Source organism: Paraburkholderia sp. GV068 (assembly GCF_003058125.1).
GTDB lineage: Bacteria > Pseudomonadota > Gammaproteobacteria > Burkholderiales > Burkholderiaceae > Paraburkholderia > Paraburkholderia graminis.
In genome coordinates this window covers 62,427-83,565 of record NZ_QBUB01000012.1, presented here as the reverse complement: position 1 = coordinate 83,565, position 21,139 = coordinate 62,427, and the positions used below count along the sequence as shown (strand labels likewise).

At 62.7% G+C, this 21,139-nt stretch carries 19 protein-coding genes; 6 read left to right on the top strand and 13 right to left on the bottom strand.

The window, feature by feature from the left end:
• Window positions 1-6: 6 nt before the first annotated feature.
• The 4 genes from C8K18_RS22995 to C8K18_RS22980 all read right to left on the bottom strand — a co-directional run bounded on the left by C8K18_RS22995 (window position 7) and on the right by C8K18_RS22980 (window position 5,248).
• Window positions 7-765 carry an ABC transporter ATP-binding protein gene (locus tag C8K18_RS22995; protein WP_107710042.1) on the bottom strand — a complete coding sequence of 253 codons (759 nt, stop codon included), beginning with the start codon at window positions 763-765 and terminating at the stop codon, window positions 7-9.
• Window positions 762-1,541 carry an ABC transporter ATP-binding protein gene (locus tag C8K18_RS22990; RefSeq protein WP_006050828.1) on the bottom strand — a complete coding sequence of 260 codons (780 nt, stop codon included), beginning with the start codon at window positions 1,539-1,541 and terminating at the stop codon, window positions 762-764. The genes C8K18_RS22995 and C8K18_RS22990 overlap by 4 nt, the downstream gene beginning before the upstream one ends.
• A gap of 322 nt (window positions 1,542-1,863) precedes the next feature.
• Window positions 1,864-3,576 (bottom strand): GMC family oxidoreductase, encoded by a 1,713-nt coding sequence (locus C8K18_RS22985; RefSeq protein WP_107710044.1) that lies wholly within the window; start codon window positions 3,574-3,576, stop codon window positions 1,864-1,866.
• 133 nt (window positions 3,577-3,709) lie between these two features.
• A complete protein-coding gene (locus C8K18_RS22980; RefSeq protein WP_006050826.1) occupies window positions 3,710-5,248 on the bottom strand; it encodes a CoA-acylating methylmalonate-semialdehyde dehydrogenase in 1,539 nt (512 codons plus the stop codon).
• Between the two features lie 156 nt (window positions 5,249-5,404).
• Between C8K18_RS22980 and C8K18_RS22975 the strand changes: the two genes are divergently transcribed.
• Window positions 5,405-6,304, top strand: coding sequence for a LysR family transcriptional regulator (locus tag C8K18_RS22975; RefSeq protein WP_107710046.1), 900 nt, complete (start codon window positions 5,405-5,407; stop codon window positions 6,302-6,304).
• 270 nt (window positions 6,305-6,574) lie between these two features.
• Window positions 6,575-7,114, top strand: coding sequence for a class IV adenylate cyclase (locus C8K18_RS22970; RefSeq protein WP_029971206.1), 540 nt, complete (start codon window positions 6,575-6,577; stop codon window positions 7,112-7,114).
• Between the two features lie 28 nt (window positions 7,115-7,142).
• Here C8K18_RS22970 and C8K18_RS22965 read toward each other — a convergent pair whose 3' ends face one another.
• Complete coding sequence (locus C8K18_RS22965) at window positions 7,143-7,634, bottom strand: Lrp/AsnC family transcriptional regulator (protein ID WP_006050823.1); 492 nt, start codon at window positions 7,632-7,634, stop codon at window positions 7,143-7,145.
• Window positions 7,635-7,826: 192 nt separating this feature from the next.
• Between C8K18_RS22965 and C8K18_RS22960 the strand changes: the two genes are divergently transcribed.
• The gene (locus C8K18_RS22960; RefSeq protein WP_006050822.1) at window positions 7,827-8,156 is read left to right on the top strand and encodes a 4a-hydroxytetrahydrobiopterin dehydratase; all 330 of its coding nucleotides are present in this window, start codon (window positions 7,827-7,829) and stop codon (window positions 8,154-8,156) included.
• Window positions 8,157-8,195: 39 nt separating this feature from the next.
• Here the strand turns inward: C8K18_RS22960 and C8K18_RS22955 are convergent, their stop codons facing one another.
• Window positions 8,196-8,420 (bottom strand): DUF3717 domain-containing protein, encoded by a 225-nt coding sequence (locus C8K18_RS22955; protein WP_006050821.1) that lies wholly within the window; start codon window positions 8,418-8,420, stop codon window positions 8,196-8,198.
• Window positions 8,421-8,599: 179 nt separating this feature from the next.
• Here C8K18_RS22955 and C8K18_RS22950 point away from each other — a divergent pair, with 179 nt between their 5' ends.
• Both C8K18_RS22950 and C8K18_RS22945 read left to right on the top strand, forming a co-directional pair.
• A complete protein-coding gene (locus tag C8K18_RS22950) occupies window positions 8,600-9,286 on the top strand; it encodes a response regulator transcription factor (protein WP_006050820.1) in 687 nt (228 codons plus the stop codon).
• 132 nt (window positions 9,287-9,418) lie between these two features.
• Window positions 9,419-10,921 (top strand): sensor histidine kinase, encoded by a 1,503-nt coding sequence (locus tag C8K18_RS22945; protein ID WP_006050819.1) that lies wholly within the window; start codon window positions 9,419-9,421, stop codon window positions 10,919-10,921.
• 63 nt (window positions 10,922-10,984) lie between these two features.
• Here C8K18_RS22945 and C8K18_RS22940 read toward each other — a convergent pair whose 3' ends face one another.
• The 7 genes from C8K18_RS22940 to mnmC all read right to left on the bottom strand — a co-directional run bounded on the left by C8K18_RS22940 (window position 10,985) and on the right by mnmC (window position 20,331).
• Complete coding sequence (locus C8K18_RS22940; RefSeq protein ID WP_029971204.1) at window positions 10,985-11,542, bottom strand: SET domain-containing protein; 558 nt, start codon at window positions 11,540-11,542, stop codon at window positions 10,985-10,987.
• Window positions 11,543-11,771: 229 nt separating this feature from the next.
• Window positions 11,772-12,884, bottom strand: a complete 1,113-nt coding sequence (locus C8K18_RS22935) for an NADH:flavin oxidoreductase/NADH oxidase (protein WP_107710048.1) — start codon at window positions 12,882-12,884, stop codon at window positions 11,772-11,774.
• Between the two features lie 97 nt (window positions 12,885-12,981).
• Window positions 12,982-13,695, bottom strand: coding sequence for a glutamine amidotransferase (locus C8K18_RS22930; protein ID WP_029971202.1), 714 nt, complete (start codon window positions 13,693-13,695; stop codon window positions 12,982-12,984).
• 121 nt (window positions 13,696-13,816) lie between these two features.
• Window positions 13,817-14,455 carry a MarR family winged helix-turn-helix transcriptional regulator gene (locus C8K18_RS22925; RefSeq protein WP_006050815.1) on the bottom strand — a complete coding sequence of 213 codons (639 nt, stop codon included), beginning with the start codon at window positions 14,453-14,455 and terminating at the stop codon, window positions 13,817-13,819.
• Between the two features lie 539 nt (window positions 14,456-14,994).
• Complete coding sequence (locus C8K18_RS22920) at window positions 14,995-16,110, bottom strand: YbdK family carboxylate-amine ligase (protein ID WP_006050814.1); 1,116 nt, start codon at window positions 16,108-16,110, stop codon at window positions 14,995-14,997.
• Between the two features lie 127 nt (window positions 16,111-16,237).
• A complete protein-coding gene (locus C8K18_RS22915; RefSeq protein WP_029971201.1) occupies window positions 16,238-17,443 on the bottom strand; it encodes a cation:proton antiporter in 1,206 nt (401 codons plus the stop codon).
• Between the two features lie 860 nt (window positions 17,444-18,303).
• Window positions 18,304-20,331 carry a bifunctional tRNA (5-methylaminomethyl-2-thiouridine)(34)-methyltransferase MnmD/FAD-dependent 5-carboxymethylaminomethyl-2-thiouridine(34) oxidoreductase MnmC gene (gene mnmC, locus C8K18_RS22910; protein WP_107710050.1) on the bottom strand — a complete coding sequence of 676 codons (2,028 nt, stop codon included), beginning with the start codon at window positions 20,329-20,331 and terminating at the stop codon, window positions 18,304-18,306.
• Window positions 20,332-20,746: 415 nt separating this feature from the next.
• Between mnmC and C8K18_RS22905 the strand changes: the two genes are divergently transcribed.
• Entirely contained in the window at window positions 20,747-21,025 is a 279-nt protein-coding gene (locus C8K18_RS22905; protein ID WP_006050811.1) for an HU family DNA-binding protein, read from the top strand.
• Window positions 21,026-21,139: the final 114 nt, after the last annotated feature.

Genomic DNA, 21,139 nt, shown 5'->3' with positions numbered 1-21,139 from the left:
CGCTCTCTACACGCCCAGCAAATCGTGCAGCACCGGCATCTTGCTTTCGAGTTCACTTGCCCCGAAGTGTTCGACGATCGTACCGTGCTCCATCACATAGAAGCGATCGGCAAGTGGCGCGGCAAAGCGGAAATTCTGTTCGACCATCACGATCGTGTAGCCGCGCGCCTTCAACGTGACGATCATGCGCGCGAGCGCCTGCACGATGACAGGTGCGAGCCCTTCGGAAATCTCGTCGAGCAGCAGCAGGCTCGCGCCGGTGCGCAGTATGCGCGCAACCGCGAGCATCTGCTGTTCGCCGCCTGAGAGCCGCGTGCCCTGGCTCATGCGGCGTTCCTGCAGATTCGGGAACATCGAATAGATTTCCTCGAGCGACATCATGTGCGCCTTGTCGCCGACAGGCGGCGGCAACAACAGATTTTCCTCGCACGAGAGGCTCGAAAAAATGCCGCGCTCTTCGGGGCAATAGCCAATGCCGCAATGCGCGATGCGATGCGTGGGCAGATTGATCGTTTCACGTCCGCCGATGCGGATCGAGCCCGTGCGCCGACCCGTGAGTCCCATGATCGCGCGCAATGTCGTGGTGCGCCCCGCCCCATTGCGGCCGAGCAGCGTGACAACTTCGCCGCGGTCCACGGTCAGATCGACGCCATGCAGGATGTGCGACTCTCCGTACCACGCCTGCAATCCCGTGATTTCGAGCGCGGGCGCGCCAGCGGTCTTGCCGCTCACCTCGAGGCTTTCGCGCTCGGCAATTGTGTTCATGCGTGGGCTCCGGCGAGCGCCGCATCGGCGCTGCCCATATAGGCTTGCATCACGAGCGGATTCTTCGACACGTCGGCATACGTGCCCTCGGCGAGCACTTCGCCTCGTTGCAGCACGGTGATCGTGTCGGAGATGCCGGCAATCACGTTCATGTTGTGTTCGACCATCAGAATCGTGCGGCCGCTCGATACTTTCTTGATTAATGCCGTCACCCGATCGACGTCCTCGTGGCCCATGCCTTGCGTCGGCTCGTCGAGCAGCATGAGTTCGGGTTCCATCGCGAGCGTGGTGGCGATTTCCAGCGCGCGCTTGCGGCCGTATGAGAGTTCGACGGTCAGTACATCGGCGAAATCGGTCAGGCCCACTTGCGTGAGCAGGTCCATCGCACGGTCGTCGAGTTGGCGCAGCGTGCGCTCGCTTTTCCAGAAATGAAAAGCCGTGCCGAGCGAGCGCTGCAAACCGATGCGCACATTCTGCAATGCCGTCAGATGCGGAAACACAGCGGAAATCTGGAACGAACGAATGATGCCGCGCCGGGCGATTTGCGCCGGCCGCTCTTTCGTAATGTCGACGCCGTTAAAGACGATCTGGCCGGCTGTCGGTTCGAGGAACTTGGTGAGCAGGTTGAAGCAGGTGGTCTTGCCTGCTCCATTGGGGCCGATCAGCGCATGGATCGAGCCACGGCGCACGCGCAGGTTCACGCCGTTCACGGCAATGAAGCCTTTGAACTCACGGGTGAGGCCGCGCGTTTCGAGAATCGTATCGCCGAGAATCATGTTCCCTTCCATACGGAGTTAGGCGAAGCACTACGAGCTTTCGCGCGAAGCCCTGCGCGACTTTTAATTTGGACGGCGGCACCCCGTGCACGCTCGTTGGCGTGCTGCACCAATCCGGACGGTAATCCCTGGGGCAACACGCAGCATGGCTGCCATTGTCGCGCCAATGATGCAGCGCATTCATTGGGATTTGCACTTAGTGGATGATGCGTGTGCAACCGCGCACGGCAGTCTCTCATTGGAGACAGGCGGCGTGTCGATGCACGCGACTGTGCTTGGAATGCGCGGCACGCATGGCGCGTGCCGCGATGCGAGATGTGTGTCAGGCTGCGGTCATCGAGACTGCCTTGCCTGCCTGCGCGGTCACGCTGCCGGCCACGCGCGCGCGGCGATCCTCGCGGATCATGTCGCTTGCGCGCTCCGCGATCATCAACGTGGGCGAGTTCGTATTGCCCGATGTGATGGTGGGCATGACCGATGCGTCGACCACGCGCAGTCCATCCACCCCGATAACTCGTAGCCTGTTGTCGACGACCGCAGCGGGATCGTCGGTCGTGCCCATGCGGCATGTGCCGACAGGATGGAAGATCGTGGTGCCCACAAGCCCTGCCGCACGTTGCAGTTCTTCCTCGCTCTGATACTCGATACCCGGCAAGATTTCCCGCGGCCGGTAACGCGCGAGGGCAGGCGCGGCAGCAATGCGGCGCGTGAGACGCAACGCGTTCGCCGCCACATGGCGGTCATAATCCGTCGACAGATATTTGGGCGCGATCAACGGCGGCGCCGACGCGTCCGCCGATTCGATATGGATGCTGCCGCGCGAAGTCGGCCGCAACTGACACACGGACGCCGTGAATGCATTGAACCGGTGCAGCGGTTCGCCGAAGCGATCGAGTGAAAGCGGCTGCACGTGATATTCGAGGTCGGGCCGCGCAAGCGAGCGATCGTCGGGATCGGACTTCGCGAACGCGCCCAGTTGCGACGGCGACATCGACATCGGGCCGCTTTGAAACAGCGCGTACTGCACGCCGATCATCAGCTTGCCCCACCAATGGGCGGACGCCGTGTTCAACGTGCGCACGCCGTCGACCTGATAAGCCATGCGCAGTTGCAAATGGTCCTGCAAGTTTTCGCCGACACCGCGCAGATCGTTGACGACTTCGATACCGAGGTTGTGCAGACGCGCGCCGTTACCAATGCCGGATAGCTCGAGCAATTGCGGCGAGTTCACCGCGCCCGAACTCAGTATGACCTCACAACGCGCTTTGGCCACGTAGTCGATCTCGTTGCCGCGATATTCGACGCCCGTGCAACGGCGTCCCTCGAATACGACGCGCTGCGTATGCGCGCCGGTGATGATCGTGAGGTTCGGCCGCCTCATCGCGGGGCGCAAGAACGCTTTCGAAGCATTCCAGCGAATGCCGCGCTTCTGGTTGACGTCGAAGTAGCCGACTCCCGTGTTGTCGCCGCGATTGAAGTCGTCGGTGGCGGGAATGCCGGTTTCCTGCGCGGCCTTCGCGAACTCCTCGAGTATTTTCCATTTGAGGCGTTGCTTCTCGACGCGCCACGGACCGCCCGCGCCATGCGATTCGCTCGCACCCGCGTAGTGGTCCTCGCTGCGTTTGAAGACGGGCAGCACGGCGTCCCACGACCACGACGCGTCGTTGGTCACGCGCGCCCATTCGTCGTAATCCTCGCGCTGGCCGCGCATATAGATCATGCCGTTGATCGACGAACTGCCGCCGAGCACGCGGCCGCGCGGATACGAGAGCGCGCGGCCGTTTAGCCCCGGCTCGGCCTGCGTTTTATAAAGCCAGTCAGTGCGAGGATTGCCGATGCAGTAGAGATAGCCGACCGGAACATGGATCCAGTGATAGTCGTCCTTGCCGCCCGCTTCGAGCAACAGTACCTGCACGTCCGGATCTTCGGTCAGGCGATTGGCGAGCACGCAGCCCGCCGTCCCGGCGCCAACGATGATGTAGTCGAATTCGCCTTCGAGACGCCGCCCCGAAGACGCAGCTTGCGCGTGGCTCATCGTTCAGTCTCCTAATCATTTTTTGCCGACGGCTTCACGCCCGGCTTTATCGACACCTTCGGCGCGCGTCACGAGCAACGCGCGACGCACGCCGAAGGCCACAACCGTGAACCGCTTCCAACTATTTAGTGAACTACTTCGCGACCGGCATGGTGAACTCCGCGCCCTTCGCAATGCTGTCCGGCCAGCGCTGCATGATGCTCTTGTAGCGCGTGTAAAAGCGCACGCCTTCCTCGCCGTACGCGTGATGATCGCCGAACAGCGACTTCTTCCAGCCGCCGAACGAATGCCACGCCATCGGCACGGGAATCGGCACGTTGATGCCGACCATGCCGATCTGGATCTGCCGCGAGAACGCGCGCGCGATGCCGCCGTCCGACGTGAACAACGACACGCCGTTGGCAAACTCGTTCGCGTTGATCAGTTCCACCGCCGACGCGAAATCGGGCACGCGCACCACGCACAACACCGGCCCGAAAATTTCCTCGCGATAGATCTTCATATCGGTCGACACATTGTCGAACAACGTGCCGCCGAGGAAGAAGCCTTTCTCGTGACCATCGACCTGATGACCGCGGCCATCGACCACGAGCTTCGCGCCTGCCGCGACGCCCGCTTCGATATAGCCGAGCACTTTCTCGCGATGCGCGGCCGTCACCAGCGGTCCCATTTCGGCGGCCGCTTCCATGCCGTTCAGAATCTTCAGGCTCTTCACGCGAGGCGTGAGCCGTTCGACCAGCTCATCGGCGATATGGCCGACTGCCACTGCCACGGAGATCGCCATGCAGCGCTCGCCGGCCGAACCGTAGGCCGCGCCGATCAACGCGTCGACGGCCTGATCGAGGTCCGCGTCCGGCATCACGACGAGGTGATTCTTGGCACCGCCCAACGCCTGCACGCGCTTGCCGTGCCGCGTGCCTTCGCTGTGGATGTACTCGGCAATCGGCGTCGAGCCGACAAACGACACCGCGCTCACATCGGGATGCACGAGCAGCGCGTCGACCGCGACCTTGTCGCCGTGAACGACGTTGAACACGCCATCGGGCAGACCGGCCTCTTTGAGCAATTCGGCGATACGGTTCGATGCCGACGGATCGCGCTCCGACGGTTTCAGCACAAACGTATTGCCGCAGGCAATCGCGACCGGAAACATCCAGCACGGCACCATCATCGGAAAATTGAATGGCGTGATGCCGGCGACCACGCCGAGCGGCTGGCGCAGATTCCAGTTGTCGATGCCGCCGCCGATCTGGTCAGTGAAGTCCGTCTTCAACAGATTCGGAATGCCGCAGGCAAACTCGACCACTTCGATGCCGCGCATCACCTCGCCCTTCGCATCGGAAAACACCTTGCCGTGCTCACGCGTGATGAGTTCCGCGAGTTCGTCGTGATGGCGGTCGAGCAGTTCCTTGAACTTGAACAGCACGCGCGCACGTTTGATCGGCGCCGTTTCGCTCCATGCGGGAAACGCGGCGTAGGCGGCGGCGACGGCCGCATCGACTTCGGCGACGCTACCGAGCGGCACGCGCGCGCTCACTTCGCCGAGCGCGGGATTGAAGACGTCGGCGAAACGGCCGCTCGTTCCGTCAATGGCCTTGCCGTTGATGAAATGCGTCAGCGCCCGCACGCCCGCGGCGCTGCGGACGGTTTCGTCCTGATATGTCTCGCTCATGTTCTGTCCTCTCGGTTGGGGACCATCGTTCGCGATGGTTTGCTGCCTATCTTCCGCCACAAAACGGCGTACTGAAATACGAGGTTACGGCGCTTCGTCGCGCGAAATCCAATGAGTAATGCTCAACTGCGCTATAAGCCGCGTTAATATCAGTGGATGGATCTCACTCTGCTACGCGCGTTCGTCACTGTGGCACGCGAGGGCAATCTCACGCGTGCCGCCGTGCAACTGCATCTCACGCAGCCGGCTGTCAGTCTGCAAATCAAGCATTTGCAGGAGACGCTCGGCGTCACGCTGTTCACGCGGACCTCGCACGGGCTCTCGCTTACGCGCGACGGCCAGGCGCTGCTGCCACATGCCGAACGTGCATTGGCCGCGGCCAGCGACGTGCAGCGCGCCGCGCAATCGCTGCGTCAGGAAGTGCGCGGGCGCTTGCGCATCGGCACGATCCTCGATCCAGAGTTCCTGCGGCTCGGTGGCTTTCTGAAGCAACTGGTGGAGACGTGGCCGCACATCGAGACGGCTTTGCGGCACGGCATGTCGGGCTGGGTGCTCGACCAGGTTCGCGCAGGCGAGCTGGACGTCGGCTACTACATCGGCGTGCCGTCTGACGACGATACACGCGACGGTTCCGCGTTCCATACGCTGACGCTCACGCACTTCCAGTACCGCGTGCTCGCGCCGGCCGGCTGGAAAGACCGCGTCAAAGGCGCGCGCGACTGGCGTTCGCTCGCCGCGTTTCCGTGGATCTGGACGCCGCCCGCATCGGCGCATAACCGGCTGCTGTCCCGAGCATTCGGCGAGGCGGGCGTCAAGCCGGTGAAGGTGGCCGAAGTGGACCAGGAGCCGTCGATGCTCGATCTCGTCAAATCGGGCGTGGGCCTCACGCTCGCGCGCGACGCGATTGCGATCGCCGAGGCTCACGCGCATGCGCTGACCATCGTCGAAGGCATTACGGTGCCGACGCAACTGAGCTTTATCACGCTGGCCGAGCGCAAGGACGAGCCTGCGATAGCCGCCGCGTTGAAGCTGATCGAACTGCAGTGGACGACGTGAAAACCGCGTGAAGGCCGCCTGAGCTTGGGCCTGGTATTGGACCGCCGCGATATGAGCGGTTCTCATGACAGCGTGCGGGCACTCGCGCAAAGTAATCGAGTCCGACTGAAACCGCGGCGTCATGCAGTTTTTGTTAGATTGACGGTTCGCGCATGCGCCGGCCCTTCGTGCTGTCCCTGCTTTCCCGTTCCGACCGACTCTGTCTTCCCGGCAGCTTCGCCCCACTCACGACGAAGCCGCTTACCACCCTATTCCCGACAGGAGCCTGACATGGCACGCAACATCGAAATCAAAGCCCGCGCCCAGCATTTCGAACAGCTGCGCGAACGCGCGGCGCAGCTTGCGCCGGACGCGCCGCTGATCTTCCGCCAGCAGGATTTCTTCTACGACGTGCCGCGCGGGCGTCTGAAGCTGCGCCAGTTCGACGACGGCACGCCCGCCGAGCTGATCTTCTATCAGCGCGACGACCGCGACGGTCCCAAGGCGTCGTACTACACACGCAGTCCCGTGACGAACCCCGAAGCGATGCACTCGCTGCTTGCCACGGCGCTGACCACGCGCGGCATCGTCACCAAGGAACGGCACGTGTATCTGGCGGGGCGCACGCGCATTCATCTGGACCGCGTCGATGGCCTCGGCGATTTCGTCGAGCTTGAAGTGGTGCTCGCGCAAGACGACGACGAGGAAGACGGTCACGCCGAAGCGCATGCGATGTTCGCGAGTCTCGGCGTGCCGGAATCGGATCTGGTGGCGGTGGCTTATGTCGATCTGCTGACGAGCCCCGGCGGCGAGCCGAAGCAGGCCGCATAAAACGCGCGTATCGCCGCTCGAGCGCGGCTCACGCCGCAGCCGTTCCCGGCGACAGATGCGCAAGCGGCAACGGCCCGTTGCGCTTGAACGTCGTGAGCACGATGTTCGAGCGCACGCTGTCCACGCCGGGCACGCGCATCAGCTTTTTCATCACGAACGTGGACAGGTAATTCAGGTCGGGCGCGACGATGCGCAGCAGATAGTCGGCGTCGCCCACCACCGCGTGACATTCCAGCACTTCGGGCAACGCGTCGATCTGCTGCTGGAACTGCTCGATGATCGAATCGCCGTGATGCTTGAGCTTGAGGCTCGTAAAGGCCGTCACGCCCAGGCCGAGCTTTTCCGGCCGCAGCACGACGCGATAGCCGTCCACCACGCCGATCTGTTCCAGCCGCTGCAAGCGCCGCCCGATCTGCGACGGCGACAGCGGCACTTGCTCGGCAAGCTGCTGATGAGTCGCGCGGCCGAAGCGCTGAAGCACGTCCAGCAGCGCGAGGTCGAAGTGGTCGAGGTCTAGCATGGTGCAATTCCGCATTAAATAGCCGTTCAATGCGGGATTATTGCATGTGATCCCGACGATACGCCCAACGCCCGCTCATCCGACGGGCCGCTGCATGCCGCCGCCCCACCTCTCAGCGAGCCCGCCGCATCCGTGGAAAAATAAACGAAAGCGTCGGCATGGCGACGCAAACCGAGCACACGAGGTGACCCGATGATCCACAAACTGAGTTCCGAAGAACGCACCGCCGAACTCGCCCGCTTGCACGGCTGGCAACCCGCGACCGACCGCGATGCGATCCAGCGGCAGTTCGAGTTCGCCGATTTCAACGAAGCCTTCGGCTTCATGACGCGTGTCGCAATCAAAGCGCAGGAAATGGATCACCATCCCGAATGGTTCAACGTGTACAACAAGGTGCAGATCACGCTGTCGACGCATGAAGCAAATGGACTGACGAAGCGCGATATCGAACTGGCGCACTTTATCGAGACGATCACGGCACACACGCGCAACGCGGCCAATACGCAGAATTCGTCGTACTGAAAGGCCTTTGCAGGCAACCGCGGACGAAAACCTTCAGTTCTACAGGCTATTTTTAAGGCGCACGTAAGAATCCCACGCCTGGCGTGCATTGGCGTCCAAACGATCCCGCGATAGCGTGTTCCGACGCTGTACAATCAGGAGCGCATACGGCTTGGAGAGCGCGCTTGCCTCCTTGCACAGAACGAGTTCGTCTCCGCTCGAAGGTGAGCGGGCGCGCCAGAAGTTGATCGCGGCTTCGAGTTCCTGAATGCTGATCTCGGACATGGCTTCGATTACCCGGAGGGCGCGAGCGCGCTGCTCGATGACTGCGTGGTTGACTGCTTGGTGGCTTGGGCCGATCCGGCATGAGAACACACCGCGGTCTGCGTAGCAGATCTGTGAAGCAGGCGCCCCGGCGAACCGCTTGCCCGAACGCCTAAACCCATTGTAATTGAGCGAGATCCATGCGACTCCTTCTGATCGAAGATGACCGCCCCATCGCACGCGGCATCCAAAGCAGCCTCGAACAAGCCGGCTTCACCGTCGACATGGTCCACGACGGCATTTTCGCCGAACAGGCTCTCACCCAAAACCGTCACGAACTGGTGATTCTCGACCTCGGCTTGCCGGGCATCGACGGCATGACGCTGCTCGCGCGTTTCCGTCAGAGCAATCGCCATACGCCGGTGATCATCCTCACCGCGCGCGACGAACTGAACGACCGCGTCCAGGGCCTGAATTCCGGCGCGGACGACTACATGCTCAAGCCGTTCGAGCCGACCGAGCTCGAAGCGCGCATTCGCGCGGTGATGCGCCGCAGCGGTCCGCACGGCGACATGCCGCGTCCGGAAGTGTCGCTGGGCGGCGTGCGTCTGTCGGGCGTGGATCGGCGCATTTTCAACGACGACAAGCCGCTCGAACTGTCGCCGCGCGAATTCGCCGTGCTCGAAATGCTGCTGCTGCGCCACGGCCGCGTGGTCAGCAAGGCGCAACTGCAAGACCACCTCACGCATTTCGGCGGCGATCTCGGCGACACCGCGATCGAAGTCTACGTGCACCGCGTGCGCAAAAAGCTCGAGAGCTGCCGCGTCGAAATCGTTACGGTGCGCGGCTTCGGTTACCTGTTGCAGGAAATCCGTCAGGCCGCATAATCGTCGTGAAGGCCGCCACTCTGTCGCGGCCTGACGGCGCCGGGCCGGCGCGGCGCACTGCGTGCGCGAGTCGCCGGCATCCGGTGAAACTTCATGGCGCCTCGCGCCTGCCCTCTTCCCACGCGTTCGATCATGCCCCAGCCGGCCGCCAATAGTCTGCGCCGCACGCTGCTGCGGCGCCTAGCTGCTCCGCTTTCGCTGCTCGCGCTGATGAGCGGCCTGATCGCCTATTGGCTCGCGTGGCAGTACACGCAGCACGTGGTCGACCGCTCGCTTGCGGACCTCGCGACCGCCATCTCGAAGCAGATTCAGATTGCGGGCCCCGAAGCGCCCATTACCGTGCCGCCGCTCGCGCAAGCGATGTTTTCCGATCCGGTCGAGCATCTCGTCTATCGGATCAGCGATGGCGAAACCGAAATTGCCGGCGATGAAACGCTGCCGTTGCAAGGCACCAGCGTTCGGCGCATGCATTACGCGTATGTGTTCGAAACGCAGCATCAGGGCGTGACGGTGCGCGTCGCGCAGGTGAGGGTCGATCAGCCGGTGGGCAATCCGATCGTCGTCGAGGTCGGGCAGCCGGTGCATCACCGCTTTCGCATCGCCGCGGAATTTCTCGTGGCGATCATGATGCCGCTGTTGCTGCTGCTGCTCGCGGGCTGGGTGATCGTGTGGCGCGTGGTGAATCAGCAGCTCAATCCGCTGACCGATCTCGCGGACTCGCTCAACCGGCAGACGCACACGTCGCTCGAACCGGTCGACGAGACCTATGTGCCCGTCGAAATCCGGCCGCTGACCGGCGCCGTCAATGCGCTGCTCGGCCGTCTCAAGACCGCGCTCGACGGCCAGCGCAAATTCATCGCCGATGCCGCGCATCAACTGCGCACGCCGCTCACGGCCGTCAAGCTGCACGCGGAGCAAGCGGCTGTCGCGCGCGATCCGCAACAGACGCTCGCCGCGGTGCGCGAGTTGCGTGCGGCCGCCGATCGCGCGGTGCGTCTGTCGAATCAGTTGCTGTCTCTCGCGCGCGCGGAACCGGCCGAGCAGGCCGCGCGCTTCGTCAATGTCGATATGGCCGCGCTCGCGTTCGATACCGGCGCGGAATGGGTGCCGCGCGCGTTGGCCTCGCACATCGACCTGGGTTTTCAGCGGCTCGATGATCCGGCCAACGATCATCCGTTGATCGCGCGCGGCAATCCGGTGCTGCTGCACGAAGTGATCGCGAATCTGCTGGATAACGCGCTGAAGTACGTGCCGCCTTCGCGCTTCGACGGCGGGCGCATTACGGTCACGGTGTCGCAAACCGTGATCGACGACGTGCGCATGGCCGAGATCGTCGTCGAGGACAATGGCGCGGGCGTGCCTCACACGCAGCAAGCGGATCTGTTCAAGCGGTTTTTCCGCGGCGACGGGCAGAGCGATGACGGCGTGGACGGCGGCGCCGGTCTCGGTCTCGCGATCGTTCACGACATCATGGCGCTGCATCACGGCAGCGTGCATTACGAGGACGCGCCCGAAGGCGGAGCGCGTTTCATCGTGCGTATTCCGGTCGTGGAAACGGCGCGGCCGGCACACGCTAACGACGACGCGCAAGACCACGAAAAAAAACCGGCGCACTCGGCGCCGGTCGATCTGTAGCGGTAACTTAGGTCTTCGCGCTGCGCGGGCGTCATTCGCACGACGAACCGCGCAGCTCGCGCGTTACTTTTTCTTGGCCTTCTTGGCCGAGCTGGCCGGCTTCGCGGACTTAGCCGACTTCGCGGTTTTCGCAGCCTTGGCCGGCTTCGCCGCTTTAGCCGCGGCCTTGTCCTTCTCGGTCGGCGCGAGCATCGTGCCGCGGCATTTGCGCGAGCCGCAGCGGCATTCGTATTCCTTCTTGAGCTTCTTCGTCTGACGCGCGTCGATCACGAGACCGTAATCGTAGAAGATCTCCTCGCCCTCGGCGATGTCGCGCAACGCATGCACGTACACGTGACCGTCGATCTCTTCCGCTTCGCAGTTCGGCGCGCACGAGTGGTTGATCCAGCGTGCGCTGTTGCCGCTCACCTTGCCGTCGATCACCTTGCCGCTATCGAGCGCAAAGTAGAACGTGTGATTCGGTTCGTCAGGATTATGCGGATGACGGCGCAACGCTTCTTTCCAGGAAATCCGCTCGCCCTTGTATTCGATTAGCCGCTCGCCGGCCGCAATCGGTTCGAGCGCAAACACGCCTTTGCCGTGCACACCGGAACGACGCACGGCGATCCTGCGTGAACTCATTGAATGAATCCTTGTGAAGAACTGGGGATGAAGTCCGGCAGCCGTCGGAAAAGCTCGCGTCTGACGCGCTGATTTTTTCTGGCGCTCATAGCAAACGCGGCGCCCTGCGAGCGCCGCGTCGACCTGCGACGCTCACGCGCCACAACCGGCATCCTACACGCTGAAGATGGCTTCGTTCAACCGTCAAAAACGTGGACCTCATGCGATCGTGCGTCACGCATGAGCCGCCTCATCTTTGTCCGAATGAAATCTCGCCGAACAGCGCCTTCTGATCGCGCGGTTGCGAGCGCCAGTACTGCGGCGGCGCTTCGACCGTCGCGCCGAGTTGCGCAGCGGCGTGCCACGGCCAGCGCGGGTTGTATAGCAGCGCACGAGCCAGCGCGATCAGATCGGCGTCGCCCTGTTCGATCAGTTGCTCGGCGTGAAACGGATCGGTGATGAGTCCGACGCCGATGGTCGTGAGCCCCGTCGCCTGTTTGACGGCCTTGGCGAACGGAATCTGATAGCCCGGCTCGAGCGGAATCTTCTGCAACGGCGAGACGCCGCCGGACGATACGTCGATCCAGTCGCAGCCGCGCTTCTTCAACTCGTGTGCGAACGCGATGGTGTCTTCCAGCGACCAGCCGCCTTCGACCCAATCCGTTGCGGACACACGCACGCCGACCGGTTTGTCGGCGGGAAAAGACGCGCGCACGATGTCGAAGATCTCGAGCGGAAAACGCATGCGGTTTTCGAGCGAACCGCCGTAGTCGTCATCCCGTTGATTGGCGAGCGGCGAAAGAAACTGATGCAGCAAATAGCCGTGTGCGGCATGCACTTCGAGTGCGTCGATGCCGAGGCGCGCAGCGCGCCGCGCGGACGCCGCGAACGCTTCCCGGATGCGATTCAGCCCAGGCGTGTCGAGCGCGAGCGGCGGCTCTTCGCCCGCTTTGTGCGGCAACCCCGACGGCGCATGCGGCAACCAGCCGCCCTGCGAGACCGGAATCAGCTGGCCGCCTTCCCACGGCGCATGACTCGACGCCTTGCGCCCGGCATGCGACAACTGCATCGTCACGTTGATGTGCGAGTGCTTGCGGATCGCGGCAAGCACGGGCGTGAGCGCGGCTTCGGTCGCGTCGTCCCACAAGCCCAGATCGCCGGGCGTGATGCGGCCGTCCGGTTCGACAGCCGTCGCCTCGATGCACAGCATGCCGGCGCCGGACAACGCGAGACTGCCGAGGTGAATCATGTGCCACGCGGTGGCTTCGCCGCGTTCGGCGGAATACTGGCACATCGGCGACACGACGATGCGATTCGGAAGCGTCACGCTACGCAGCGTGAGTGGAGAAAATAGCGCGCTCATGGATCACCGCCCAGTAGAAAACCGAGAGCGAACGAGGATAGCACCGCGAGTCATTTGCTGCAGGCAGGCCACTTGCGGCCGCCGCTGAAGCGCTCGCTCAGGGCTGCGCCTGTACCTGATCGAGCCATTCGCCGAACATACGGCAAGCGGCCGCCTCGAGAGCCGGGCCGAACTGCGCGGTCTCGGCGCGCAATTGACGCGCGTCGATTCCGTGCTCCACAAGTTCGCCCGCATTGCCGATCAGCCAGGGCTCGAAGCGATCGGTGCGAATCTCGGGATGACATTGCAACGCGAGCACATGGCTGCCCCACGTGAACGCCTGGTTTTCACACGCGCTCGTGGAGGCAAGACGCGTCGCGTTCGCGGGAAGGTCGAAGGTATCGCCATGCCAATGCAGCATGGACGTATGCGCGCCATCCAGATGACGCACCGGCGATGCGCGGCCGGCATCCGTCAGCGTGAGCGGCTCCCAGCCGAGCTCCGTATGGCCCGCGGGATACACTCGCGCGCCGAGCGCACGCGCGATCAGTTGCGCGCCGAGACAAATGCCGAGTGTGGGAAGCCCTGCTTCGATGCGTTTTTCGATCATCGAAAGCAGCGGCACGAGCGTGGGATAGCGCGCGTCGTCGGTGGCGCTGATGGGGCCGCCGAGCACCACCATCAACGATGACGTGACCGGGTTCGGCGCCTCGATGCGGGCAAAGCCGACATCGAGATAACGCACGGGCCGCCCGCGTTCGCCGAGCACGAGTTCGAGACTGCCCAGATCCTCGAAGTGCACGTGGCGAATGGCCAGAACTTCCTGATTCATCAGCCTGTCACCTTCAGATTGACTGCGGACTGCCGCTGCGCGGCACCGAAAGCCGGCAGGCGGCAAACGCCGCCTGCTGTTGCCGGTTGCAGTGTAGCGGATTGGCAGCGAAGCAGCCGCCTTACTGGGCGAAGATCTTCCAGGTCTTTTTCTGCGTGGCGACGTCGGCGGTTTCATGCACGGCGCAATCCAGACGCAGATCCGTATCCGCCATGTTCAGATCGAGCAGCGCGCAATGATGCGGCGTTTTCTTCGGATTCTTGCTCGGCTCGAAATGCGTGCAGCTCAGGCACATGCGGTGCGGCGGAATGTTGCCCTGCGCTTCCAGTTGATGAACCGTCTTGAGCAGCGTGCGATAGAACAGGGCCTGCTCGTCGTCGCGCAACGTGCCCACGGCCTTGGCCAGAAAGTCAGGCCATTGCGCGGCGCGCTTCGCAGCCGTGCGGCCGCGAGTGGTCAGACGAACGGCGAGCGCGCGGCCGTCATCGAGAGCGCGGCGCTTTTCGACCAGTCCCTTGGTCTCGAGCGTACTGACCGCGTCGCTGGTGGTCGCGGCGGTCAGTGCCGTTTCGCGCGCGATTTCCCCGAGCCGCATCGGCCCCTTTCGTTGCATCAGCAAAACCAGGATTTCGCCCTGCGTGGGCGTGAGGCCCGCGCCTTCCGCCCATTCCCAAGCCTGGCTTCGCATCGCCGTGCTCAGTCGCAAGAGGCTGTGGGTGACTCGCCCGGTTGCCTGTTCTCCGTATACGCCTTCGCTCATAATCTTCGATTGGTTTATTTACAGCTTTTGTGCGGTGCCGGCCGTTGTTGCCGGGAACGCCCGTAGCCTGTGTGGGGTAGCCCCGCCCAAAACATGACGAGACGGTCTCTAACTATCTCAAAAATTCACCGCCTTGCAAGCCGAAGCGGTTAAGACGACATTCTATGCGAGAGCGGCGAATCGTACAGCTAAGTTATCCAATGCAATCTGTGGATAACCGTGGGACAACATCAGGGATGACATGTGCGCCGATTCTTGATAAGCACCCGCGTCCACTTGTGAGTCCTTAAGTTGTCCTCGTTTACCGCCGGCCACGCACTGCTCACCGGCCTACTTATGGTTTACGCAGCGCCTTGACTTTGCAGGGAATTATTCAGTTGTCCACAGTCGGCGGCGATGCTTGTTAACTACTACTACGTTTGTATACGTACTTATTGGAAAAACCTTAAGGGCCCCGAACTGGAAAATTTTAACGACGAAAAAAAACCCGCGCAGGCGGGTTTTCTTACTGTTGAACACAAGCGACACCGTTCGGCCGATCACGCTCGCCACTTCAGACACTGTTGCCGGACAGCCTCATGCAGCGACTTTTCCTGTTCGACGACGCCTCTTAGCCACGTTGCATCGTTGATCTGACCACGCGCAATCGCGCCGATCTCGGCAAGCGCATGGCCCGAGCCCAACGCGTCGCCGTGCGGCGCGATGAGGTCGAGCGTCTCGAGAATGTCTTCCGAAATCGTCTTGCGTTCGCCTGTCTGCGGATTGATGCAGGTTCCGGCCAGACCGAAGCGGCATGCCTCGAAGCGGTTGAACGTGTAGACGAGGTAATCGTCTTCGTGCGGCGTGATCGGCTTGTCGAGCAGCAGATGGCGCGCAAGCGTCTGGATGTAGCAGGCAATCGCCGCGGCGCGATCGACGGAAAGCGGCGTATCCATCACGCGTACTTCGATGGTGCCGAAGCCCGGCTTCGGCCGGATGTCCCAGTAAAAATCCTTCATGCTGTTGACCACGCCCGTATGGACCATCTTCGAGAAATATTCCTCGAAGCTGTCCCACGTCAGCACGAACGGCGCGCGGCCCGATAGCGGAAACGCGAACACGGAATTCAGGCGTGCCGAATGAAAGCCGGTGTCCACGCCCTGCACGAACGGCGACGATGCGGACAACGCAATGAAATGCGGAATGAAGCGCGACATGGAATGCAGCAGGAACAGCGCGCTGTCCGGATCCGGACAGCCGATGTGCACATGCTGGCCGAATACGGTGAACTGCTTCGCGAGATAGCCGTACAGCTCCGAAAGATACTGAAAGCGCGGCGTATCCACGATCTGCCGTTCGCTCCATTGCTGGAAAGCGTGCGTGCCGCCGCCGCACAGGCCGACGTTCAGATGATCGGCTGCGGAAACAAGCGTGTCGCGAATCTTGCGCAGATCGGCGAGCGCCTGTTCATGGTTCGTGCAAATGCCGGTGGACAGCTCGATCATGCTCTCGGTGATTTCCGGCGTGATGTTGCCGGGGATCTTTTGATCCTTGACGAGGCGCAGCAGATCGGAGCCGGCTTTGGTCAGATCATAGTCGTGCGTATTGACGATCTGCATCTCGAGTTCGACACCGAAAGTGAACGGCTTCGAATCGATGAAGGGTTCGAGTGACATGGCGTCCCCTGAGTGAGGTCGGCCGGACGGTTGTCGGAGGCCCGGCCGTTTTTTGAAGCGAATAAATTTGAATAACGTGTGGCTTGCAGCGCGGAGCGCTCACGGTCGCTTACGACCGCTTAACCGCTTACTCTTCGCGCCGCTCGGCGACCAGCGCGAGGCTGCGATAAACGAGCCACGGCCCGAGAATCTGCAGCACGACAATCGAACACATCATGATCGCCCGCAATTGCGGATCGAAATTTGGATACAGGTTGTACGTATCGTCGACGAGCAGATAAGCCAGCGCCGACATCGGCGAGAGCGACAAACCGAGCGCCATGCCCTGTTTCCAGTCCAGACCGCTCGGCTTTGCAAACGCAAGCACGCCGACGAGTTTCGCGACGAGACGCGCAACAATCAGGCCCAGCGCCGCAACGCCGCCGAGCGCAATGTCTTTCCATTCAAACGAAGTGAGCGTCAGCACGAACAGAATCACAGTGAGAAGCCAGCCGGCCGTGCCGAAATGCCGCGGCCACAACTGCGGCCGAGCCTCCAGATTCTTCACGATGATGCCGGCGGCGAGCAGCGCGAGAATGGTCGACAGCTTGAACAGATGCGCGACCGCGATGGCCACCAGAATCAGGCCGAATAGCGCAACGAACGAATGCTCGTCCTGCATGTTCAGCCGGCGATAAAAGAACGTGCAGGTGCGCGCGAGCAGATAGGCGAGCACGAGCGAGCCGACCAGCAGATAAAGCGGCTGCAGAATGGTCGCGAAAACATTGCCATACGCTTCCTGATGCAGCCAACTCGACACGAGCTTTTCGATCACGACCGCATACATGCTGTTCAACGCGGTCAGTGTCAAAAGACGCTGCGTGACCTGGCCTTCGGCGCGAAGCTCGGTCTTGAGCTGAATCACCATGGCCGGCGAAGTCGCCATCGCGATGGCGGCCAGCACGGTTGCAACCATCAGCGGCACGTTCAGAAACAGCAGCACGGGCAAAACGAGCGCGAAAGTCAAAGTGGCTTCCGCGACGCTCGACATCACGAGCCACGGATTACGACGGATCCAGCGCAGATCGAGCCGGCTGCCGAGTTCGAACAGCAGCAAGCCGAGCGCAACGTCGAGCAAGGGCCGCGCGGCTTTCGCCGATTCCGCGTCGATCACGCCCGAGCCGGCCGCGCCGGCAATCAGACCGATGACCGCATAGCCCGAAATACGCGGCAAGCGCCACGCGCGATAGCACAACTCGCCGCACAAACCCGCGGCGAGCAAGGCGAGACCAGCCCAAAAAATGGCGTCGGGTGAAAGCGGCCAGGCTGGAAAAAATGAAAACGCCGAATTCATCGTTATGGGTTCTCCTTTGCAGCAACGGCAGATCACATGAACCAGCATGAGCCGGCGCGAACACCGGCGAGCGGGTGGGCGCAAGACGCGGGCCACTGTCGCAATCGCTTCGCGTGATCCGCGTTGCGGGTTTTCAACGATCGGATGATTCGAACGCGCCGCAGTCGCAGGGAGCTCGGCGCATTCAGGGGTGCGGCCGTAGCAACCGGCTCGGCACGGTGAAAGAACGCCGTCGACGTTGAATCAGATTCTGATTGAACGGGACCGTTCCATTGCAGCGGGTACCGCAGGAGGCCAGGCACCACGCGGAAAAGAACGGCGATTGTGCCATAGCTTTTTTAGCTTCGACCGAAAAGACACGAACATGCAGGCAAAACGGTAAAAACGTACTTCATCTTCGCGAGATGTGGAAAAAGCGACCGTTTTGAAACTCGCGACGCCTGGATTGCCGGCTTGTTCCAGTACCCGTCGATGGAGTCTGCACCATCTACGTGTGCTTTTCAGGACAGCCGCTAGCACACGGGTTGAATGCGTCGCCCGATCTGTGCGGTGGCGCACGGTCCAGCTCGGGCCTTGCTGTTTACGTGTTTACTGTATGTATACGTAGTAGCAGTTAACAAGCAGCCCGCGTTTCTGTGGATAACCCCGGTTTACCGAAGCGAATCAGCGGATTGCAGACTTCATAACCGGATGCACAGCATGTGCGGCGACGCCGGGTAGTCGCGGGTAACTTTTGGCGAAATTCGACGGCGCTCGAGTTACCCCGTTTACGTCCACAACGGTTCCACACGAGTTGCGCTAGTAAACAACGTGGTTATCCACAATTCGCGGTGGATAACCGCGCCGCGCACCGCCAATAGTTAACTGATGACGCCGCCTTGCCGCAAAGCCCGCAGCAGGAAGCGCGCAGGGTCGATGTCTTCGGCGAGATCGCGTTCGAGCGGCAACGGCTCGCCTTCGATCTGCGACGCGATCAGTTCCGCGCCAAGCGCCGCCCACACGAGACCGCGCGAGCCGTAGGCAAAGGCGCTGTAGAGACCGTCGACGCGCGGCAGATCGAGCGGCCACGCACCGCGCAGGCGTTGCGCGTCACGCGCCGCGAGCGCTTCGTCGGCGAGGTTGCCGATCATCGGCATGCGGTCGCTTGTCACGCAGCGGAATGCGACGCGGCCGGTCAGCGCATGACCCGATGCCGCGGCATCGCCGCGCCCGACAACGCTCGCGAACGCGGGCAGCATCTGCGCGACGCGCTCGATGTTTTCCAGATGACCGGCAGGACGAAGCGACGTTTGAGCGTCGTCGAGTTCGTATGTCGCGCCCGTCAGCGTGACGCCGCCGGGCAGCGGTATCGCATAACCTTCGCCGATCACCGGCAACTCGAGCGACGGCGCCGCGCCCGGCGGCAGCAAAGTGAGCTGGCCGCGGATGCTGCGAGTCGGCGCGTGACGCAAACCGGCAATGCGCGCCGCGTCGTGAGCGTTGGCGACGATCACGACCGGCGCACGCGCGAGCACGTCGCCGGCCGCGTCGAATACTAGCCATTCATCTGCCGAGCGCTCGAGACGCGCGGCTTCCACGCCGAAGCGCCGGTCGAGCAAATCACCGGCGGCGGCACATTGCGCGGCGCAAAGCGAGGCCGGGTCGATCCAGCCGCCGTGCGGGAAGAACCAGCCGCCGCGCGCGAGCGGTGTACCGGCGAGTTTTTGCGCGTCGTCGGCGGAGACCGGCGTGACGAATTCCGGCGGATAGCGCAGCGCGGCGATGGCTTCGCTCATCGCGCGGGCTTCGTCGGCGTTTTCGGCGATTTGCAGCAGACCGGAGCCGCCGCGCAGCGGCGCGTGGCCGAGCCGTTCAAGCGCCGTCCAGCGTCTTAGCGCGTATAAAAAGCCGGCGCGCGTGACGCGCGACGCGACACTGTCGTCGCGCGAGATCATCGGGTGGAATACGCCGGCCGGATTGCCCGACGCGTCTTGTGCGACCGACGCATGCCGTTCCAGCAAAGTCACGCGCCAGCCGCGCGCGGCGAGCCGCTCGACCATCGCGCATCCCGCGAGACCGCCGCCGATCACCACCGCATGCCGTTCGCGAGGCGTGAGCGGTCCGAGCGATCCGAGCGATCCGAGCGCTCCGAGCGCTCCGAGTGGCGACGGCGGCTCGTGACGACGCACGCGCCAGCGAGGCGCGAAGCGGCCGACCAGCATCGCGCGCTTCCAGCCGAAACCTTCGACCTTGCGATACTCGAAGCCGCATTGAGTCAGCGCCCGCTTGATGTCGCCGGCGCTCGTGTAAGTGGCGAAGGTCGCGCCGTCGTCGGCCAGCCGCGCAAGCGACTTGAAGATGGCGAGCGTCCAAAGCTCCGGATTTTTGGCGGGCGAGAAGCCGTCGAGGTAAAACGCGTCCGCGCGCAGCCTGAGATTGGGCAAGCTCTGCTCTGCGTCGCCGAAAACGAGCGTGAGAACCACGCGCCCGTCCTCGAATTCCAGCCGATGCGTGCCCGGCACGAGCATCGGCCAGTCGTTCGCGAGCGTGTCGGCGAGCGCCGCAATCGACGGATCGGCAATCGTCGCGGCGTACGCGCGGCGCAGATCGGCGAGCGCGAACGGATGCTTTTCCGTCGAGACGAAATGGAGCCGCTCGCAACGCGACGGGTCGGCGCGCCAGGCGGCCCACGTCGTGAGGAAGTTGATGCCCATGCCGAAGCCCGTCTCCAGCACCGTGAAAACGCGCCGGCCCTGCCAGCGCTCGGGCAGCGCGTTGCCGCGCAAGAAAACATGGTCGGCCTGCTCGAGACCGCCGACGGCGCTGTGATAGATGTCGTCGTAGAGAGGCGAAAAAGGCGTGCCGTTGTCCCGGAACGAGAGGACGGCTGGGATCAGCGGATCGGTCATGCGCGACGCAAAGTGAGGCCCCAACAAGCGGGGTCCAACGTTACCGCCAGCGCGCGCGGCTCGCCGGGCGGCGAAATAGACGCGCCGAGCGTTGGCAAAAACCAACGTCAAAGCCCCGTCCACACTGGGTTTCAGGCTTCTCAGCGAGGCCGGATCAGCAAAAAGTGCCGTTTCCTTGCTGTATCTGTTCCAAAACCGCGTAATTCTTCGAAACCCTTGTCCTGATTGGGTTTGCGCTGCGCTATCATAGCAAGCGCCGCGAAGGGAGCGGCAGCACGGCCGACGGACACTCGCTGTCCGGCGCTTTTGATCTGGAGGGGCTCCGGAGCCGTAGCTGCTCGACGGCGCGGCGCGCGCACGTATAATCGGCGCGTTCGCGCTGTTCGTGTCAACCTAAACTCAGAAAGGAACCTTAATGAACAAACAGGAACTGATCGACGCTGTCGCAGGACAGACGGGCGCCAGCAAGGCTCAAACCGGTGAAACGCTGGACACGTTGCTTGAAGTGATCAAGAAGTCTGTGTCGAAGGGCGACGCGGTCCAGTTGATCGGCTTCGGCAGCTTTGGTTCGGGCAAGCGCGCAGCGCGTACAGGTCGCAACCCGAAGACGGGCGAAACCATCAAGATTCCGGCCGCAAAGACCGTCAAGTTCACGGCAGGCAAGGCGTTCAAAGACGCAGTCAACAAGCGCTAAGCAGATTACTGCCAGGCAGTTGACACCCGCCAACGGCGGGTTTTTTTTGTCTTTTGCGTTTGGAGGGGGCGCGCCGCGGCGGGAAGAGTGTGCGGCGCGCGTGGTTGTTACTGT